At 71.5% G+C, this 4,876-nt stretch carries 3 protein-coding genes; all 3 read right to left on the bottom strand.

Annotation, left to right across the window (positions count from 1 at the left end):
* Positions 1–110: 110 nt before the first annotated feature.
* From FNQ90_RS12750 to FNQ90_RS12740, 3 genes are read right to left on the bottom strand one after another with little or no spacing between them, the layout of a single operon-like run.
* On the bottom strand, positions 111–1,442 hold the full coding sequence (locus FNQ90_RS12750) for a glycosyltransferase (RefSeq protein ID WP_182606483.1): 1,332 nt from the start codon (positions 1,440–1,442) through the stop codon (positions 111–113).
* Positions 1,439–3,121, bottom strand: coding sequence for an ArnT family glycosyltransferase (locus FNQ90_RS12745; RefSeq protein ID WP_407699354.1), 1,683 nt, complete (start codon positions 3,119–3,121; stop codon positions 1,439–1,441). Before FNQ90_RS12745 ends, FNQ90_RS12750 begins: the two co-directional genes overlap by 4 nt.
* Positions 3,118–4,374, bottom strand: a complete 1,257-nt coding sequence (locus FNQ90_RS12740; RefSeq protein ID WP_182606482.1) for a glycosyltransferase — start codon at positions 4,372–4,374, stop codon at positions 3,118–3,120. Before FNQ90_RS12740 ends, FNQ90_RS12745 begins: the two co-directional genes overlap by 4 nt.
* Positions 4,375–4,876: the final 502 nt, after the last annotated feature.

The raw sequence follows: 4,876 nt of genomic DNA, 5'->3' as shown, positions 1-4,876 counted from the left end.
GGGAAGGGGCCCGGCGGCGGAACGAGCGCGACGATGGGTGCGGTTCGGTGGTGTGGACGGGGCGGTGCCGGACGCCGGCGCCGGGGGACCCGGGCGCCGGCGCACCGGACTCAGCCCCGGCCGGCGCGGTCGCGCCCGCCCCGCCCGCGCCGCGGCAGGTACACCAGCACCTCGGTCGCGACGAACCGCAGCAGGAAGGTCACCAGCAGCGCCAGGCCGGTCGCCGGCAGCACCGCCACCCCCACGCTCTCCACCAGCAGCGCGATCAGCGGCACGCGCAGGATCAGGTCGGCGTTGGCCAGCAGCGTGAACCGCCCCGCCCGGTCCGCCCAGTGCCGGTGACCGCGCCGGTCGCGGAAGAGCAGGCTCTCCGACAACAGGAAGTTCCAGGCCACACCGCACTGATTGGCCAGGATCACCGCCGGCAGGTAGTGCATGCCGCCGGTGGTCAGCAGGTACAGGGCCAGCAGGTTCGGCAGGAACCCGGTGATCCCGATCAGCCCGAACGCCACCATCCGGGCCGTCGCCGAGGTGGTGCGCAGCGACACCAGGTGCCGCAGGAAGCGCATCCCCTCCTTCGCGGTGGACTTCGACTCACCGGCGAACCGGTCCTGGAAGACGAACGGCACCTCGGCGACGGTGCGCGGCCGGCAGCGCACCGCCAGCTCCAACAGGATCTTGTAACCCAGCGGCTGGAGCGCCTCCGCCGTGACGATCTCCCGCCGGATCGCGAAGAACCCGCTCATCGGGTCGCTGACCCCCCGCAGCCGGCGGGGGAACAACCCCTTCGTCAGCCCGGTCGCCCCCCGGGAGACCGCCACCCGGTAGCCGCCGGCCAACCCCTCCCGGCTGCCGCCGGGAATGTAGCGGCTGGCCACCACCAGATCGGCGCCGGTGCGCTCCCCGGTGGCGATCAACTCCGGCACCAGCGACGGGGGGTGTTGCAGATCGGCGTCCATGACGGCGAGCCAGTCGGTGTCGGCGGCCCGCATCCCCTCCACCACCGCGCCGCCCAGGCCGCCGGTGGGCGTCTCGCGATGGATCACCGACACCGGGAACGGGCAGTTCGGCGCCGCCTCCTCGATGATCCGCGGCGTCTCGTCGGTGCTGTCGTCGACGAAGACCACCCGGCAGCGGCCTCCGGCCGGCAGGGCCTCGCCCAACTGCCGCAGCAGTTCGCGGATGTTGCCCGCCTCGTTGAAGGTCGGCACGATCAGGGTCAGGGTTCCGGCGCGGACGGGGGCCAGGGGGTCCGGCACCGCGAGCGGGTCCGGTGCCGGCGTCGCCCGGGGGGCGGGTTCCCGGTGGCCCCCGGGCGGCCCGACCCGGTGGGACGGCGGGACATCCGGCACGGTCGTTCCGGTCGCGTCGGCCGACGCGACCGGAGGGACCGGGGCGCCGGGGAAGCCGGTGGGCACACCGGCGGAGTGGTGCGTGGTCATCGGTCGCCTCCCGCGATCCGCCGGATCTCGATCCGGTCCTCACCGGTGCCGAAGACGGCCACCGGCGTCGAGTTCTCGATTGCGCCCCTGACGATGGGCAGGTCCACGGCGTCGCGCCGCACGGTCGGGGACGCGACCACGTAGTCCACGTCCCGCCACCCGTTCGGCAGGGTGCGCGTCACCGCCGGGTCCAGGTCGGCCTTGTAGAACCAGATGGCTCCGGGGCCGGGCTCGTAGCCCGCGTGCACCAGATCCAGCCACAGCGCGTCGTCCACCAGCACCCGGACCTCGGCCGGGTTCGGCACCTCCTCGCGCATCCAGGCGGCGGCGGCCCGGTAGCCCGCGTTGACGTCCTCGGTCATCGCCGTGCGGTTGCCGTCGTACCACTGCGGCACGACCGGCAGCAGGGAACCGACCGCGAGCACGCCGGCCGCCGTCCACCGGGCGGTGGTGAACCACCGGCCCTCCCGGCCGCGGCCGGTCGGCCGGCCGCGCCGCAGGATCAGGTGAGCGACGCTCGCCACCAGCGCGGCCAGCAGCAGCGCCAGGAACGGCAGGGCCTGGATGACGTACATCGCCGGCAGGTAGCCCGAGGGCCGCGACGCGACCACCGCCAGGATCACCACCACCAGCGCCGGACCGGCCATCGCCCGCGCGGTCACCGACCATCGCGTCGCGCACAGCACCACCACCGCGCCGGCCAGCCCGCCGATCGGCAGCACCCAGTCGTAGTACAGCCAGTCGCGCAGCACGCTGTGCGAGTCGGAGGTCGGGTCGAACACCGAGCCCGAGCCGGGCCGGGTCAGTTGGTAGATCGCGCCCTCGATCAGCGACACGTGCCGGGAGCCGGGGAAAAGCTCGTGGTTGAGCAGCGCGTACAGCGGATACAACAGGCCGATCAACGCGCAGCCGGTGATCGCCCCGCTGACGGCGAACTTGCGGGTGTCGCGGTGACTGTGCCGCCACATCGTCACCAGCAGTGCCGGCAGCACCAGCAGCATCGTCTCCTTGGTGAGCACCGACACCGCCCCGGCGATCCCGGCCGCGAAGTGGTGCCACAGGTGACGGTTGGGCGAGGACGCCAGCCAGAAGGCCAGCAGCATCCACATCACCGCGATGTTGTCCAGGAAGATCTGCCGCTGGAGCACCACGGACAGCGGCGAGAGCCCGAAGAGCACCATCGCCAGGGCCGCGGCCCACATCGGCAGCCGCGACCGCCGGGCGAGCAGGTAGACGAGGATCGCGCAGGCCGCCGAGACGCCGAGCATGGCGTACCGCATCGTCCCCACCGTCATCGCCTCGGGAGCGATCCAGGCGGGGACCCGCGTCAGGGCGGCGAGTTGGATCCACCCCAGCGGGGGGTGGTCGTACCAGTAGGTGTAGTGGGCCAGGCCGTCGCCCTCCTGCACGGCCCGGGCCTGGGCGAGGTAGGTGCCCTCGTCGTCGCTCAGGCCGGGGAAGTGCGAGATGTTCCAGGCCTGCACGACCATGATCACGACCAGCAGCGCCGTGCACAGCAGGGCGTCGGTCCGGCCGGTGCGCACCGGCGCGGGACGCCGGGCGGGGGAGGTCGCGCGTCTCCCGGTTCCCGGCGGGGACTTCGGGGGCGCGGTCGGCGAGGCGGCCGGGGAATCCGATGTCGAAGAGGAATCGGTCAGCGCGGGAAGTGTGGTGGTCACCTCTGGATGTCCTCTCGGGTGAGGTGCGCGCCGGTGTGCCGGGTCAGCTCCCACTCGTCGCGGCCCCGCTGCTCCCGCCAGACCGCGCGGATCGCCGCGCCGGCCAGCAGGACCTGGTAGAAGGGGCCGCCGACGATGAGCTTGAGGTAGTGCGCGAGTCGGATGCGGAAGCCGTACTGCCGGCCGAAGTCGTGCAGCCCGACGATCTCGAAGACGAAGGTGACGGTCATCGTGAGCAGCGGCAGGAAGGAGATCATGGCGACGCCGACGGGGACGTCGAGCAGTACGCCCGCCGCCACGTTCAGCGGGATGACCACGCCCGTGAAGGCCTGCAGGAAAGGGGTCATCAGGGTGTAGCGGGCCAGCATCCGCTGTCCGAAGCCGGGCAGGCGGCGCCAGTCGCGTTTGCGGTAGACCTGAAGGAAGCCCTGGTTCCAGCGGGTGCGCTGCTTGAGCAGACCCATCAGCGAGTCGGGGGTCTCCTCGCGGGTGACCATCTCGGCGTCGTAGGCCACCACCACCCGCTTGCCGGCGCTGGAGAGCCGGACACCGAGGTCGCAGTCCTCGGCCAGGCAGTTCTCGTCCCAGCCGTCCGCCTCCCGCAGCACCTCGGTGCGGACGAAGACGGTGTTGCCGCCCAGCGGGATGAAGCCCTTGCTCGCGTGCAGGTGCAGCCGGCTGCGGAACCAGAAGAAGTACTCCAGGCAGTTGCGCAGGCTGTACCAGCTGGAGTGGAAGTTGATCAGCTGCACGCCGCCCTGCACCACGTCGGCGCCGGTGGAGCGGAAGGCGTGGTCGACGTGGGAGAGCAGGTCCGGGTGGACCTGGTCCTCGGCGTCGAAGACCCCGACCACGTCCCCGCGGCAGTGCGGGAGCGCGGTGTTGAGGGCCTTCGGTTTGTTCTTGGTCGGGTGGTGATCGACGATGACCCGCACCCGGCCGCCCGCCTCCCGGGCGACCCGTTCGGCGACCTCGGTGGTCCCCGGGTCGTCGTGACCGACGATCACCAGGACCTCGTAGTCCCGGTGGTGGGAACGGAGCAGACGGCGGACGGTGTGTTCCAGCACCTCCTGCTCGTGCCGCGCGGGCACCAGCAGGGAGAACGACAGATGGGCGTCCCCGTCGGGGCTGCCGAACCGGGTGGCCTCCAGCACCTCCGGCGTGCGCCAGGCGTGCATCTGCCACCAGAGCGTGAAGGCGGCCATCCAGAAGAGCGCCAACGAGACGATGACGACGAAAACAGCGGTGAACAAGACCCCTCCAGGGACCTGCCACGCCCCCCGGCGTGGTGTTTCTCAATCCCCATGGGGGAGCAGCCACGCGGGCAGGCGTCGACGCCCACCGCTCATGCCCCCCCACCGTCGATTTCCCGGGCCCTCCCCTGGCCCGGGTGGTCGTTGCGGAGGGTTAGAGGCTAGGGCACGAATCAAGAGGTTCGTAGCCAAATCCGATGAACACTTCGTTTCCGGCTGCCCCGGGTGTGTCCTCGGGTATGATCGCTCACTTTTCATCGAATGAACGGCGCGACCAGTGGTCGTCGCAGGGAAATCGGGGGTGGGGTTTCCCGCGCGTCGCACTTCTTCGTTCTCCCATGTCGGGGGTGGTTTCCCGGGTCGGATCCCCCGTCCGTCCCGGGGGCAACTACTTCACCGTCCGCCCCGGGGGGTTGAGTGTTCTCGCAGGTGGGAGCCGTTTCGAGCGTTCTTGCGGGAGATCACCCGCGCGAGGGAGGGTTCGCGGGTGGGCGTTCTGCCG

Origin of the sequence: Streptomyces alkaliphilus (assembly GCF_014141535.1) — a bacterium.
GTDB classification, from domain to species: domain Bacteria; phylum Actinomycetota; class Actinomycetes; order Streptomycetales; family Streptomycetaceae; genus Streptomyces; species Streptomyces alkaliphilus.
The sequence above is the reverse complement of the archived record's forward strand: the minus strand, read 5'-3'. Positions and strand labels throughout refer to the sequence as shown.

Excerpts from the sequence above, each read along its gene's own strand:
- FNQ90_RS12750 (WP_182606483.1), bottom strand. The coding sequence starts at position 1,442 with ATGACCACGCACCACTCCGCCGGTGTGCCCACCGGCTTCCCCGGCGCC.